The organism is Psychrobacter halodurans (genome assembly GCF_017498075.1).
GTDB lineage: Bacteria > Pseudomonadota > Gammaproteobacteria > Pseudomonadales > Moraxellaceae > Psychrobacter > Psychrobacter celer.
On record NZ_JAGBKN010000031.1, the window covers coordinates 13351 to 27522 of the forward strand.

The 14172-nt window shown below is 47.7% G+C and carries 10 protein-coding genes; 2 read left to right on the top strand and 8 right to left on the bottom strand.

The features are described 5' to 3' along the window. Positions 1–86: 86 nt before the first annotated feature. From hrpA to J3491_RS10860, 3 genes are all read right to left on the bottom strand, one after another. Entirely contained in the window at positions 87–4226 is a 4140-nt protein-coding gene (gene hrpA, locus J3491_RS10850; RefSeq protein WP_207970228.1) for an ATP-dependent RNA helicase HrpA, read from the bottom strand. A gap of 234 nt (positions 4227–4460) precedes the next feature. Then, positions 4461–4775, bottom strand: coding sequence for a hypothetical protein (locus J3491_RS10855; protein WP_153045436.1), 315 nt, complete (start codon positions 4773–4775; stop codon positions 4461–4463). A gap of 349 nt (positions 4776–5124) precedes the next feature. Next, a complete protein-coding gene (locus tag J3491_RS10860) occupies positions 5125–6546 on the bottom strand; it encodes an SLC13 family permease (protein WP_207970225.1) in 1422 nt (473 codons plus the stop codon). Between the two features lie 422 nt (positions 6547–6968). On the opposite strand from J3491_RS10860, the gene J3491_RS10865 reads away from it, so the two are divergent. Then, positions 6969–7133, top strand: a complete 165-nt coding sequence (locus J3491_RS10865; RefSeq protein WP_172953094.1) for a hypothetical protein — start codon at positions 6969–6971, stop codon at positions 7131–7133. 133 nt (positions 7134–7266) lie between these two features. Here the strand turns inward: J3491_RS10865 and J3491_RS10870 are convergent, their stop codons facing one another. Then, complete coding sequence (locus J3491_RS10870) at positions 7267–7935, bottom strand: YoaK family protein (protein ID WP_100749655.1); 669 nt, start codon at positions 7933–7935, stop codon at positions 7267–7269. Positions 7936–8063: 128 nt separating this feature from the next. Then, positions 8064–8870, bottom strand: coding sequence for an enoyl-ACP reductase FabI (locus J3491_RS10875; RefSeq protein WP_075100887.1), 807 nt, complete (start codon positions 8868–8870; stop codon positions 8064–8066). A 339-nt stretch (positions 8871–9209) separates the two neighbouring features. Between J3491_RS10875 and folE the strand changes: the two genes are divergently transcribed. Continuing rightward, positions 9210–9806: a GTP cyclohydrolase I FolE gene (folE, locus tag J3491_RS10880; RefSeq protein WP_172953095.1), complete on the top strand. Its 597-nt coding sequence runs from the start codon at positions 9210–9212 to the stop codon at positions 9804–9806. A gap of 104 nt (positions 9807–9910) precedes the next feature. Here folE and msrB read toward each other — a convergent pair whose 3' ends face one another. From msrB to J3491_RS10895, 3 genes are all read right to left on the bottom strand, one after another. After that, on the bottom strand, positions 9911–11176 hold the full coding sequence (gene msrB, locus J3491_RS10885) for a peptide-methionine (R)-S-oxide reductase MsrB (protein ID WP_207970226.1): 1266 nt from the start codon (positions 11174–11176) through the stop codon (positions 9911–9913). A 140-nt stretch (positions 11177–11316) separates the two neighbouring features. Further along, positions 11317–12609 carry an iron-containing alcohol dehydrogenase gene (locus tag J3491_RS10890; protein WP_207970227.1) on the bottom strand — a complete coding sequence of 431 codons (1293 nt, stop codon included), beginning with the start codon at positions 12607–12609 and terminating at the stop codon, positions 11317–11319. 213 nt (positions 12610–12822) lie between these two features. Beyond that, a complete protein-coding gene (locus J3491_RS10895) occupies positions 12823–14025 on the bottom strand; it encodes a low temperature requirement protein A (protein ID WP_241900708.1) in 1203 nt (400 codons plus the stop codon). Positions 14026–14172: the final 147 nt, after the last annotated feature.

Genomic DNA, 14172 nt, shown 5'->3' on the forward strand with positions numbered 1-14172 from the left:
CCTAAAAATGACATAGCACTTTATCTCATTTTTATCACCATCTTTTGAATGAAAGCACACCCTAGTATGAGTGAGACAGCAATTTACTAACTCACCTTATCCCACAGCTTACTCAGGCGTTTCGGTGATACCGCCATACGCGTTTTCATCGGCTGAGCAAAGAGCTGGATACGATACTCCTCGACCATCCAGCGATATTCACTGATGGCCTTATCGCTAGCGCGATTCCCCAGTCGTTCCATGTGTACATCGAGCGCATAGACACCGTCGAGATCCGCCTCGAGGTTGTGCTCCAGACGTTCGATACGAATCTCTAGCGCCTCTAGATAGCGCGGATACTGCTGCCACTGACTGTAGTCCATCCGATAAACAAAATCAGACAAATGCAAGTCCTCAAGCTGGTCTTCGATATCATCGATAGACTCGCCAAATATCTCCCGATCCAGCATGAGTAAGCTCTGACGAATACGTTGCCAGCGCGTATAGACGTTTTTGAGGGTTTTGATGACACTCTGACCCGTCAATAAAAAATTGCTAACCACAGCCTCGAGCGTCTTTGCATACTCCTCTGCGGTAAAGGGTAGCTCTTCGCTCAGTTCAACTGCCACATCGTCGGCGCTCTCAGGCAAATCCTCACTATGATCAAATAAGACATAATGCTCCTCAAGCGTGGCATCAAGTGTCGCATCAATCACAATGGTCTTTAGGGCTTCCATATCACCCAGCGGGGCAAAGGCCAATTTAAATATCTTATCGATTTGACTGGTCAGCTGCTTTCTTTTGGCACCCAGCTTGCCTTTGATCAAAGTCAAGACCCCGATACGATGCGCCTGCAGTGCCGCATTTACATCGGTGTATTGATGAATCGATACCGCCTCGCCCGCCTCATCTGCGACCAAGGCAGCAAACTGCTTCATCACTACGCCTGCGCTATGATGGTTTTTACTAAAGGCAAAATGCTCAGGGAAATCCGTGTGTGCGCCTTGCTGCTCATTGACCGCTTGACGGGTCTCTTGAGCATGACGAATCTGTAGCGTTTGCAGGTCGCGGCCTTTTTCGATGATGCGGTTTTTGTCATCGACCACACAGATTTGTGGCTGCAAATAACGATCAATGCTGGCCGGATTAAAGCTCGCTTCGCTCACCGACATAATGCCGCGGCGGTGCAGCGCTTGGCATAGCTGCTTGAGTAGCCCTTGTCCGCCCTCGGGCTGCAGCTCATCAAAGAGACTGTCTGCCGTGTCAGGAATCGGTACGATCTGCCGGCGGATGTCTTTTGGCAATGACTTTAGCAGTTGTAACACCAGCTCATAGCGCCAACCGGGCACGCCCCACAGCAGCTCAATGGCATCAAGCTGCGGCAATGCGACAAGCGGCACGCGAATGGTCACGCCATCATCATCGCTTGATGGATCAAAGACATAACGTAGCGGCAGCTTTAAATCACCCAGCTTCCACACTTCTGGGAAATCGCCTGTGGTCGGTGCTTGGCTGTTGAGCACGTCATCATCGGTAAAAAACAGATATTTACTATCGTTTTTTTCTACCTCAGCGCGCCAGTCCTCAAAGGATTTGCGGCTGGCGACATGCTCGGGGATTTTTTTGTCATAAAACTGATACAGTGCCTCTTCATCGACGAGTAAATCGCGGCGACGCAATTTGTCTTCGATACGCTCAACATGGGCGATTTTGTCCATATTGTGCTGCAAAAACGGCGCTTGCCGACCCAAATTACCCGTTACTAAACCGTCACGGATAAATATCTCCCGCGACTCTGCTAAGTTGACCTGCTCGTAGTTGGTCAGCTGCTTACTAACAATAATCAGTCCAAACAAACTAATCTGTGCGTACGCTTTGACGCGGCCTGTCTTTTTGGACCAATGCGGCTCAAAATAATGGTACTTCAGTAAGTTGCCCGCCGCGGAGATGATCCACTCAGGCTCAATCTTGGCAACAGTACGCATAAACACTTGCGAGGTCTCAACCATCTCAAAGGCCATGACCCAAGGCGGCACTTGTTTAAACACGGTACTGGCTGGGAATATTTTGGCTTTTTGCTGGCGTGCTGCTAAGTACTCACCGCGATTTTCTGTCTTATGCGCGATGGTCGAGAGCAGCCCCGTCAGTAGTGCGCGATGCAAATTGGCATATTTGACCGCTTTGATTTCCTCATCTTCTACACTGGTAGGGTCACTACTACTAGCCCCTTTTTTACCGCCTTTATCATCTGCAAGCTTAAGATCCGTGACCATCTGCAGCAACTGCCGGTGAGTCTGACTCCACTCACGCACGCGCGGAAAGCTCAGATAATGTTTTTTGGCAAACTGTTTGCGCTGATTGCCAGACAATTTACTGCCGTCTTCGCCTTTTTCAAACAGCGCCTTCCATAGACTTAAATAAAACAAAAAGTCGGAGTCATCTTGACGAAACTCAGCATGCTTTTGATCCGCCTGCTGACGCTTATTGGCGGGGCGCTCGCGCGGGTCTTGTACGGCAAGCGCGGCGACAACGATGAGCATTTCACGGATACAATCAAAGTCGCTACCTGCCACCAGCATACGCGCCAGCCTTGGATCGATTGGCATACGTGCCATTTTTTGCCCAGTCGGCGTTAGACGCAACTGAGTAAGGCCCTTGGAGCGCTTGGCAGGGCTGGGTGCTTTGTCGCTTTTAGAGGTAATCGCGCCTAGCTCATCGAGCAGTTTATGTCCATCGGTGACCAAACGGCTATCTGGCGGCTCGATAAAAGCAAAATCATCGACGCTACCCAGACGCAGGTTGGCCATCTGCAAAATCACGGAAGCAAGGTTGGTGCGTAGTATCTCAGGCTCGGTAAACTCTGGACGACCGCTAAAGTCCTCCTCAGAATACAGACGAATACAAACGCCTGGCGCGACACGGCCACAGCGGCCTTTACGCTGATTGGCAGCCGCTTGCGAGATGGCTTCGATCGGCAGGCGCTGGACGCGTGAGCGATACGAATAACGCGAAATCCGCGCAAACCCTAAGTCTATCACGTAGCGAATGCCGGGTACGGTCAGTGCAGTCTCAGCGACGTTGGTAGCAATCACAATACGCCTACCGCGACCTGACGGCTGAAAGATACGCTGCTGCTCTTCATAAGTCTGCCGTGCAAACAGTGGCAACACTTCGGTGTGCTTGGGTCCATGACGCTCAAGCACATCTTGCAACTCACGAATCTCCGCTTCTGTCGCCGCAAATATCAAGATATCTGCTTGGTCGGCATGACCTTTATTTTGCGCATCGCTAAAGCATTCTTCGACAGCAGCAACCACCGCACGCGGTAGGTTTTCTTCAAAATCATCGTAGCTGTCGTCATCTGAGCTACCCACTGGCTCATCAGTCAGCGGGCGATAACGTACCTCAACAGGATAACTGCGGCCTTCGACATTAAAAATCGGCGCAGGGACATTACGCTTGAGCTTACTATCATAACGGCTAAAGTATTCACTAAAACGCTTGGTATCGAGGGTTGCTGAGGTAATAATGACTTTTAAATCAGGGCGTTTGGGTAGCAGTTTTTTTAGATAACCCATGATAAAGTCAATGTTTAGACTACGCTCATGCGCCTCATCGATGATGATAGTATCGTATTTACTCAAAAACCGATCATGACCGAGTTCGGCCAATAAGATACCATCAGTCATCAGCTTCACGACCGATTGCGCCGTACCCTGCTCATTAAAGCGAATCTTAAAACTGACGGTATGACCGAGCTGCTCGCCAAGCTCCTCAGCAATACGGTTGGCTACGCTACGAGCCGCCAAGCGTCTTGGCTGGGTATGCCCTATTTGCCCTGTGATGCCGCGCCCTGCCAGCATCGCAAGCTTCGGCAATTGCGTCGTTTTACCAGACCCTGTCTCACCTGCGACGATGATGACTTGATTGTCGATGATGGCTTGCACGATGTCATCAGCGCGCTGACTGACAGGCAAATCTAGGTTTAAGGTGGCTGGCAAGTTGTCTGGGATACTCTCGATACGCGCTTGCACCGCCTGCTGTGAGCGGGTTTTTATTTTTTCGTATTGCGCGCGTTTTTTGCTCAGGATGTCTGCCGCTTTAAGCGAGTCTTTTTCTTTACGGGAGTCGCTATTGGCTGCTTTATTTTTGATCACAGCGGCACGTGCCAGCTCGCGCTCCAAACGCCCAAGGTAGTAGCTGTCTTTGGCAAGGACGGGTAGATCAGAAGTATCGACTTGACTCATCGCACCGGTAGCGGCCTGCGCTGCTGTACTTTCGACATCTAATTGAGAGAGGGTATTTGTTTGCGGCTTAGTTTGTTGCGACTTTTTAGTTTGATTCGGCATATCTGCTTAGGCTATTTATTATTTAAAAGTGCTTAGATTATGAGGGTTATGCAGGTACGATTCAAGCGGCTTGTCGTACTTGCCTAGCCTTTAGAATAACTTACTCAATCTGCCGTTTGCCGATTATTGATACTATGTTGAGGTAAAAATTGTCTGTTGGCTACTGGCCGCGCCAGCAAAAAAGGTATGTAGCCGCTGTAACGGCACTCTAGGAAAAGGCAGGTGCAACGACAGTATCAAGCGCTCAAACGCTACCATCTCATCGGCCAATGCCTGCGCGGTAGCAGGCTCAATTTGCAGGCTTTCATAAAGATTATCAATCAGCCAAGTCAATTGCGGAAAGCTGGCATTATCATGAATCTGATAGAGTGTCGGCACCAGATCATCAGGGATGTGACAGCGCGTTTTACGAATCATGCCGTTTTTATAATACATAGTTAGGGGCATATGATGGCACCTCTTTATTCAGTTAGAATGGCTGCATAACGCCTATATAAAGTTATAAGCGATTAGAATTTGGTACAGGTAGCTTTTGCTTGTCACTACTTGAACCATTATTTGAGCCGTTATTTGAACCACTGTTTGATAAGCTATATTTTGACCAGTTTACTCCAAAAACACCTTGACCACATCAGCCTTGTACAACACCTCTATAGTGAACTGACGATACAATATTCATCGATTAGCACTGTTGCCCAGTCCTGCCACGTAATAAAAACGAAAACCCGATGTCCAATAGTCATGGAAACATCGGGTTTTGTCTGTACTGGTATGTCTTATTCGGACATATTTGAGGCTATATTAAGAAAAAATACGCCCACAATCCAATAACGACGGTGGCAATGATGTTGAGTATTACCCCTGTGCGGACCATCTCAGACTGTTTGATCAACCCAGTACCGAAGACAATGGCGTTTGGCGGTGTCGCAACAGGCAGCATAAAGGCACAAGATGCGCCAATACCGATGACCAGCACCAGCACCTCATGCGGCAGACCCATTTGCTCAGCAATCGCTGCAAATACTGGCACAAGCAGCGCAGCTGACGCAGTGTTTGAGGCAAACTCGGTCAAAAAGATAATAAAGGCTGACACTGCAATCATCACCAAAATCAGCGGCGCAGAAGACAGCGCACTTGCCACCGTCTCACCCAGCACCAATGACGCGCCCGATACTTTTAAGATCGTCGATAGCGCAATACCGCCACCAAACAGCATGAGCACGCCCCAATCAGTATTATCCGAAACTTGCTTCCATGATACCAAACCCAGACTGACCACCGCGGCGGCGGCTGACAAAGCAATGATAGCATCGGTATCAGTGATATCGAGCGCTGCACCAATTTTTTTAGAAAATATCCAGCTAAAGGCAGTGATAATAAAGACGATAATCGTCACAACGCGCGGCTTGTTCCACGCGATTGGCGCTTCATCGAGTACAGTGATTGTGCGGTTGAGGTTGGGTTTTAAAAACACATACATCGCCCCCAAGAGCAGCGGCAACAACACCACCATCATGGGTACACCAAACTTCATCCAATCTACAAAGGCGATGTTGAGCGCTTTTGCCGCAATAGCATTAGGCGGCGAGCCCACGATAGTACCCAAGCCCCCAAGGCTGGCTGAGTATGCGATACCCAGCAGCACAAAAACAAAAGTGCCGCGGTCTTTTTCACGATCCACTTGCGTGAGAATACCCAGCGCCAGTGGCAGCATCATCGCCGCTGTAGCGGTATTAGATATCCACATCGACAAAAACGCGGTCACGGCAAATATCAAAAACACCGCCGTACTTAGCTTACCACCTGACATCGATAAAATCTTTAGGGCGATTTTTTTGTCTAACTGCTGTACATGTAAGGCGGCCGCCAGTGCAAAACCACCAAAAAACAAATAAATAGTCGGACTGGCAAAGCTTTGTAGGCCAATCTTGGCATCAAACTCAGGTATGCCAACCAGCGCCCCGACCACTACGACCAGCAAGGCGGTGATAGTCACGTGTACCGCCTCTGTCAGCCACAGCACACCGATAAAAAATAGCACCGCAAGGCCTTTATTGGCATTGACTTCAAAGGGTAACACGTTATAGATAATCATAGCGATAATGGCGGCGATGGCGACCACTATCAGCCCTTTACCCGTCCCCTTTGGAAAGGTATCGGTAAATAAATACTCGTTGCCATCATCAGGAAGATGGCTGTCTAGTTTTTGCTTTGACATAAAATGTCCTTATTGATCCAAAGACAGTGTAAAAAAAGACCCTAAAGATAAACCAAAGAGAGAGTATGAATTGTGATAACTGGCGCGTTATCAGAAAAAATAGGCTGTTATCATAGCAGATATATCGCAAAAAACGCGCCTGACAAAGCACTTGATTGACCTGTATCCATGCTCATTTATAAGAACGCTTTAAACTCAATTACTTATCGAAGCAACATTTTTTGCCATCGGTGGCGCTGCTAGCAAATACCGTTCTGCCAAGTAGCAAGGATCATGCGCTTTAGTTATCAGCCTTCATTTACAAATATTCAGTTACACATCGTCACTAAACACGCGTACACACCATATGTACAACACCACCATGCTCTTTCATACTAGGCCATGTCCTTAATCAAATTGACAGTAACTATTAGGAGCATTTCATGACAGATGACAATAAAACGGACTCGACCACAAAAATGGCTCGTAAAGATATCAATCAAGATGGCCTTGACCAAAAAGACCAGCAGCGTACCGATGACTCTGTCCTAGACATGATGCAAGGCATGCATGAGCACGAAGATCATAACGAAGAAAGCGATAAGTAATTCGCTGGTTTTTCAAATGTTTTTATAGTTTCAAGATAAGCGCATTGCCACTGACAACGCGCCATTAATGTATTGTTTGCTATAAGCGCTCAGTATTATAATGAGCGCTTTTTTCGCTTATCTTTATTCTAAGTTATCTTTTCTCCGGCAAACGGTCTGAGACATAGTTATAAATAAATGCCGCACTAAGTACGATGCTAATGGGCACAAACAGCGTATCATAACCGACCTTTGCAAATAAAAACGCCCCAAGCGCACTGCCACCACAAAAGCAGTACCAGATAACCGCTTGAAACCCTAAGGTAGGCTTGCTGATGGCACGACCTGCCAGCCAGTTTCCGATGGCCGCACCCATATCTGAGGTAAGACCTGTCAAATGAGTCGTGCGAATGACTGCCCCACTATAAGTCGCTACCATGGCGTTTTGTAAACCGCAGGCCATCGCCGCCGCCAGCTGCCCTAAATAGTCATGCTGCTGGTATAGCCAATAACTGAGCAGTAGTAGTGCCGCCTCAATATATAACGCGCGGCCATAACGTCGCCCAAGCTTTAGGGACGTCTGCCCTATCACATAACCGCTTAATATCGCACCTGCCAAAAACGACAGTAACAGCGCCCCGATATACAAGATACTACGGGCATCCATGTAAGCGATTGCAGCGGCAAACAGGCTCACATTACCCGTGACGTGCGAGACAGAAAGACGTGCAAAGCCCATCAGCGCCGCTGTATTTACGCAACCGGCACTAAACGCTAAAATCGCGCCGCCCCACAATATCCACTTTGGTAGTTTGGTGATCATATTTATCGTTTCATGGCTTAGGGCCAAAAAGCCTTTATTATAACCAAAAAAGACAGCCCATAGGCTGCCTTCTGTCTTTGCTAAATAATATCACTGAATATGTCAGTTCATGCACTTATCTTGAGCGGCTACTTTGACTCATCAGCCATCATTAGCTGCTCGCTGATGGCCACGGTATTGAACCCAGCATCCACGAACATAATCTCACCGGTGATACCTGAAGCCCATGGTGATAGCAAGAACAACGCTGCGTTACCGACCTCTGTTTGGGTGATATTGCGTTGTAGCGGCGCTATCTTTTCGCTGATATCAAGCATTTTTCTAAAAGACTTGATACCACTGGCGGCCAGCGTACGGATAGGCCCTGCTGATATAGCGTTGACACGGATGCCTTCACCGCCCATCGATGTCGCTAGATAACGCACACTGGCCTCCAAGCTTGCCTTGGCCATCCCCATAACATTATAGTTTGGCAATACTGAGATACTACCTTCATAAGTCAGTGTCAGCATCGAGCCATGACGCATGGCCAGTAGCGACCGCGCCTCTTTGGCCAGTGCTACAAAACTGTAGCTTGAGATATCGTGCGCGATTTGACTGCCCTCACGAGTGGTGGCGCTAACAAAATCGCCGTCGAGCTGATCCATTGGCGCAAAGCCAATAGCATGTACGACGCCATCGATACCATCGCCCCAATGTGCGGTGATTTGCTCAAAGCAAGCGGCGATAGAGTCATCTGAGGCGACATCACACTCTAACACCAAGTCTGCCTCAAATGCTTCGGCAGCCATATCTACCCGTTTTTTGATTTTCTCATTTGGATAAGTCAAAATCAATGAAGCGCCTTCACGGTGCAACGCTTCTGCGATCGCCCATGCGATAGAGAGTTTACTTGCGATGCCAGTTACGACAAATCGTTGTCCTTGCAGTAGCATAATATTTCCTTTTGAATCGTTCGAGAGTATAAATGCTCATTATAAGTATGATAAAAAGATGACTCATTATACACGAATTGATTTAAGTAAACAGTCGTAAACTGTACTTACTGATACAGATGCTGGTATCCTCTATCTTATGGTGATGCCTGATATCGATAAAACGCGCAACTCTGGCCACAGCAGTATGAAGTTAAGCCTTTTTCAAGTATAATCACAGCCCTTCCCAGCTTGCACAATTTTTATAAAAATCCCTTACAACCCTTGCTCATAATCGAGTGTTTGTAACTGAGGATTTAGCGTTAAGCTACACCCACATTTTGGATGGCTGCCAAACTTATGAGTAATACCCCCATCATCACTCCAGATTATAAAGAAAATATCGATTCTTATCGTCAATTGATTGACTCAACTGGCGAAGATTTAAATCGCCCAGGCTTACTAGACACGCCTGCACGAGCAGCAAAGGCGTTTTCTTATTTGACGCAAGGCTATCATCAAAGCTTAGAAGAAGTCGTCAATGACGCGGTATTTCCATCGACCAATCGCGAGCTTGTATTGGTGCAAAACATTGAGTTTTACTCGCTGTGTGAGCATCATATGCTACCGTTTCATGGCGTGGCGCATATCGGTTATTTACCAAATGGTCATGTGCTGGGTCTGTCAAAGTTTGCGCGCATCGTCGATATGTTTGCTCGCCGCTTGCAAATCCAAGAAAACCTAAGCGAGCAAGTCGCCCAAACCATCATGGATGTGACAGGGTGTCGCGGGGTAGCTGTGGTAATGGATGCCTCGCATATGTGTATGATGATGCGCGGCGTCAACAAACAGCAGTCAACCACCCGTAGTACCGCCATGCTGGGTGAGTACCTTCACGACAATCAAGCACGTAATGAGTTTTTGGACGCGGTGCCCAAGCGTCGGCCTGCGTTTTAATGTCGCAAGCAATCAAGCCTAACATCTAAACCCAGATAAACGCCCAAACAAAACCCAAGAAGGATACTGCGCTCAGTATCCTTTTTTGTCAGTTTTCGTCAGCCTTAGGCGTTCGGCTTTACCTGAGCGATCCAGTCGCCATAGCCTTCTTTTTTCATCTGCGCCAGTGGTATAAAACGCAGTGCCGCAGAGTTCATACAATAACGCTTACCTGTCGGCGCTGGACCATCATCAAAGACATGACCCACGTGCGAGTCAGCATAACGGCTACGAATCTCGGTACGGGTACCAAATATGCCTCGGTCGGCTTTTTCTACGACAAGATCTGCCGCAAGTGGGCGAGTAAAACTGGGCCAGCCTGTGCCAGATTGGTACTTATCACGTGAAGAATACAACGGCTCGCCCGAGACCACATCGACATAAAGCCCAGGCGATTTATTATCCCAGTACTCATTGTCAAAGGCACGCTCGGTATCGTCTTTTTGGGTGACTTTATACTGCATGGCTGTGAGCGACTGTTTTAGCTGCTCTGTTGAGGGCTTTATAAAGGCTTTTGGATCAAAACCAGTAGCGATGGTTTGTACTGGTGCCGTAACCCCAGCCGCAGCAGCGCCACTGGTGTTTATACGTATGTCTGTCGCCTTTGTTTCTGTAGCGCTAGGCTTAAACTGATCAAAATCTAGCTCGTAGTCATCGCCATAGACGCTTTTGATAAACTGATAGCGGCCAGAGTTGAAGGTATAAGCTTTGTAGCGGATTGGATTTTTTTTATAGTAGTCTTGATGGTAAGCTTCTGCAGGATAAAAATCGCTGGCTGCAACGATTTCGATCACGACAGGTTTGTCATAGACGCCAGAGGCTTGTAGCGACTGCTTAGCTGCTTTCGCTATCTGCTTTTCTTGCTCATTATGATAAAAAATTGCTGGACGATACTGCGTACCGCGATCGACGAATTGGCCTTTATCATCGGTAGGATCAGCGATACGCCATAAGGCTTGCACGATACCATTATAAGTGATTTTGGTAGGGTCATAATATACTTGTGCCGCTTCGGTATGGCCTGTGCCACCGGCTGATACCGTACTATAAGTGGGATTGGTCGATTGACCTCCCGTATATCCTGAGACCACCTCGATGACACCAGGTATTTTTTCGTAACCGGCTTCGACACACCAAAAGCACCCACCTGCAACCGTGGCCACTGCCAAGTTTGGATCAGTTGGGGCATAAGGATTATCAATAGAGCTGGCGTTTGGCGGGCTGGTATTTTCAGTCGCAGCGCACCCGACATAAAACGCACTGCTGGCGACGATGACCAGCCCTAACCATCTGATTGACGGCCTATTACTCACCAGTGATTGATCTGTCATAAAGTGCTCCTGAGCGTTATATCATGTCATGATTGTAACGCATTGGTCTCACACAAATATGCCTACACTGTTATTTATATCCGTAAAATCAAATGCATTTTACCAAAAAAACCTACTACTGCTTGGTAATAGGCGTTATGTCATCCAGCAGCGCCAATATGCTGTTCACTGGCGTGTTTGATCTTTGTCAGGATGTCTTTGATTTCGGCAGGTGACAGATAGGTCGGCACCGCATAAGTATCACTGACTTCTTTTGCCGCCGCTTTTGCGATGTCATCAAAATCACTGCTTTGCATGCCTTTTACCGTTGGGTCGATGTGTAAACTAGCAATCAAGTCGCGCACTTGCGCGATAAGATGATCGGCGATCTCAGCATCACTATTACCAGCGTTGCCTTGCCTGATCATTCCTGTCTGCTTGGCCAGCTTGGCCAGTCTTTTTTTGCTTGCTTGACGATTGACGTCTAGCACATAAGGCAAGACGATGGCATTGGCACGACCATGAGGAATACCATAATACGCCCCTAGCTGGTGCGCGATGGCATGGACATAGCCAAGACCTGCTTTGTTAAAGGCGATGCCACCATAGTGCGCCGCTACTCCCATCTCTTTACGTGCTTTTAAATTACCACCATCTTGATACGCCAGTGGCAGATACTGCATGACAGATTTGACCGCAGACGCGGCATAATAATCGGTCTCAACACTGGCATTGGCACTCATCCATGCCTCTAAGGCATGCGTCAATACATCGATACCGGTATCGGCGGTGATATGGGATGGCATGCCTTGCATGATGGCCGGGTCGATAGCGGCTGCTAGGGGTACCATTCTGGGGTCAATCGACAGCGCTTTTTGGTGAGTTTTGTCATCAGACACCACCGCGCCTAGGGTCGCCTCTGAACCAGTACCAGCAGTGGTAGGAATACAATAAAGCGGTACAGAGGGCTTTTTAGCTTTTAAAAGTCCGATCAATTGCTCAGGCTGGCATTTATTGCCTTGGGCCATGGCGATCATTTTGGCCGCATCGATGACCGAACCGCCGCCGATGGCAATGATCGAATCGCACTTGGCGGCGACAGATTGGCGCAATCCTTCTTTAACCACAGCAAACGTCGGGTCTGGCGTGATACCATCATAGATATGGTAGCGGATATTTTTTTCATCCAGATAGTCGGTGACTTTGGCAGGGATGCCCAGCTTATTAAGCACAGCATCTGTGACGATAAAGACATGAGCATTGCCTTCATTTATCAGCATATCGCACAGCTCCTCGCATGAGGTCTCACCGACAAACAACATCGGTCTTCTAATCGGCACAACATAAGAAAACGCTTTTAGCACTTTGGCGCGAGTCTTGGCGACCGCCAGATAGCCTGCATGCTGTAAACCATTGGTATTGATCAATTGAGAGAGACGATTTGGGTGTTTCATGGGTACAAAAATCCTTTTTTATGGTGTCTTTAAACCATGCCAGATACCCTATCACTGCTGTATCAAGCAAACGACTGTTTAAATTTATTGTACCACTGCCGTTTTTGTGATGTCGCACTTACTGTGAACTGCCTTGTTCTACTTTTCACTTTGTTCTACTTTTCACTTTGTTCTACTGTCACACCACCTCGGCCAAACCTGTCGCAAACACGCTTAGCCGCTATCCTTAGCCAGCCAGTGCTCGTTGTCTCGTCCAAAAAACCAAATCATCACTATAGGTGCCAAAATAATTAGCCAAATACCGTAAGTAATCGGCAAACCTAGAGCTACAGCAGTATAGCTTAGCCCAATGACCACAAAGGCCATTAGTATCGCCATCATATTACGACTCGACTTACGGCACATCAGCTCCCGCAGTATGGTGAGGGTCAATAAAAATACGCTGAGCATTCCACTTAGCATCCCCATCGCATACGTTTGAGATATCACATTGCCATTATCACCAGCGACAGATTCTGTAACCAAATTGAGCATACTGCCGAGACCTGCAATCGAGGCAAAAATAAAAAAGTGACCATAGCCAAATAAAAACAAATCATGACGGCGACGTTCTTTGTTTAAAATCCTATCAAAGGGTACGATAAAATATAGCCACCATAACGAAAACACCAAGGCCACCAAACTTGAGCCTAAAAATATGATGGAGCTGGCGGCTGATGCTGAATGGGTCAAAAAGTATTGAATGGTATTGCTAACCCCGACCACGCCCTCGCCCAATACGATGATGGTAAGCAAGCCATAACGCTCGGCAATGTGCCCAGGATGCCAGTTATCAAACTGCTCTGAACGCGCCCAGACTGGCATCAGTAGCTCTGCTAGGATGAATAAAAACAAAGCAGGTGTCTGTAGAGCCGCGGGCAAAAACAGCCAACTTATCCATAAGGCTTGTAAGCCTAGCAAGCCCACCATACTACGCCAAGCGACTTTTTGATGACCTGGTACTTGCCGATAAACGCGCCACCACTGACTACAGCTCGCCAGCCGCATAATGGCATACCCTGTCACCCCAATCCATGTCAGCCCTTGCTCATAAAATTGATGAATATTGGCTGCTATCATCAACGAGCCAAACATCTGAAACATCACGGATATGCGATAAAACCAGTCGTCAGGGTCGTATCCCGAGGCAAACCAAGTAAAGCTGGTCCATGCATTCCAAAGGATAAAAAACGCCACAATAAAGGTCAAAAATCCCGATAAGTCATGCTCACTTAAACGGCTATAAAAACCATGAGCCGCCGCCGCTACGGCAATGACATAGACCAAGTCAAACAATAGTTCAAGCGTGGTCGAAGGCCTATGCGACTCACTGGTATCACGCGCTCGAATGGGTTTTATTTTGAGCCTACTTATCATCTATGGTGTTCCAGATTTTATAAATTCGTATAGTTATTTTATTCTGACGGCTTAGGGCGTGTTGAACATTCAAATGTGGCACTGGCGGCGGCTATTTTTCAGACAATACGCAGTGAAATTTTCGAAGCCTAGTCATTCTAGGATAGA

What these genes read in the sequence shown, in the direction of transcription:
- hrpA (WP_207970228.1), bottom strand. Translation starts at nt 4,226, where the DNA reads ATGAGTCAAGTCGATACTTCTGATCTACCCGTCCTTGCCAAAGACAGC.
- J3491_RS10875 (WP_075100887.1), bottom strand. Translation starts at nt 8,870, where the DNA reads ATGCTACTGCAAGGACAACGATTTGTCGTAACTGGCATCGCAAGTAAA.
- J3491_RS10870 (WP_100749655.1), bottom strand. Translation starts at nt 7,935, where the DNA reads ATGATCACCAAACTACCAAAGTGGATATTGTGGGGCGGCGCGATTTTA.
- J3491_RS10860 (WP_207970225.1), bottom strand. Translation starts at nt 6,546, where the DNA reads ATGTCAAAGCAAAAACTAGACAGCCATCTTCCTGATGATGGCAACGAG.
- msrB (WP_207970226.1), bottom strand. Translation starts at nt 11,176, where the DNA reads ATGACAGATCAATCACTGGTGAGTAATAGGCCGTCAATCAGATGGTTA.
- J3491_RS10855 (WP_153045436.1), bottom strand. Translation starts at nt 4,775, where the DNA reads ATGCCCCTAACTATGTATTATAAAAACGGCATGATTCGTAAAACGCGC.
- J3491_RS10890 (WP_207970227.1), bottom strand. Translation starts at nt 12,609, where the DNA reads ATGAAACACCCAAATCGTCTCTCTCAATTGATCAATACCAATGGTTTA.
- J3491_RS10895 (WP_241900708.1), bottom strand. Translation starts at nt 14,025, where the DNA reads ATGATAAGTAGGCTCAAAATAAAACCCATTCGAGCGCGTGATACCAGT.
- folE (WP_172953095.1), top strand. Translation starts at nt 9,210, where the DNA reads ATGAGTAATACCCCCATCATCACTCCAGATTATAAAGAAAATATCGAT.
- J3491_RS10865 (WP_172953094.1), top strand. Translation starts at nt 6,969, where the DNA reads ATGACAGATGACAATAAAACGGACTCGACCACAAAAATGGCTCGTAAA.